The organism is Sinorhizobium sp. FG01 (assembly GCF_002531875.1).
Classification (GTDB): domain Bacteria; phylum Pseudomonadota; class Alphaproteobacteria; order Rhizobiales; family Rhizobiaceae; genus Sinorhizobium; species Sinorhizobium fredii_C.
Genome location: NZ_NWTB01000071.1, coordinates 1 through 636 on the forward strand (window position 1 = coordinate 1; position 636 = coordinate 636).

Annotated in this window: 1 pseudogene; it reads right to left on the reverse strand. The window is 65.4% G+C overall.

What is annotated here, in order from left to right:
• Nucleotides 1-636: pseudogene (locus CO656_RS29545) on the reverse strand (malate synthase G); the annotation flags it as partial.

The following is a 636-nucleotide window of genomic DNA, read 5'->3' on the forward strand; positions in this document are numbered from 1 at the left end:
CGTCGACGGCGGCGACCGAATCCTCGCAATCCATGATCGTGGTGATCGCCGATTCGAGGATGATGTCGGAAATCCCGGCCGCATCGGTCTGGCCGATCGGCGTCTTCGCATCGACGGCGATGACGATGTGCAGATTGTTCTGGGTGAGAGCGATCTCGGAGGGCGCCGCTGCGGTGCCGGAATAGCCGGCGAACTGCGCCGTATTGCGAAGCGTCGTCCGGACGCCGGTCGTCAAGGTCAGCGAGAGAGTCGACCCGTCGACCGCAAGCGCGGCGACGTCGCTCCAGCGGCCTGTCGCGAGCGGCGCGCTCGCATCGAGAAAGTCCCGGGCCCAGGCGATGACCTTGGCACCGCGCGCCGGATTATAGCCCTTGCCGCGCTCGGCCCCGTCCGTTTCGGCAATGGCGTCGGTGCCGTAAAGTGCGTCATAGAGCGAGCCCCAGCGCGCATTGGCGGCGTTCAGCGCATAGCGGGCATTCATCACCGGCACGACGAGCTGCGGACCGGCAATGGTCGCGATCTCGGCATCGACATTGGCAGTCGAGACGGAGAAATCCGGTCCCTCCGGCAGGAGATAGCCGATCTCTTTGAGGAAGTTCTGGTAGGCCTCCATATCGACCGGCGCGCCATGCTCGC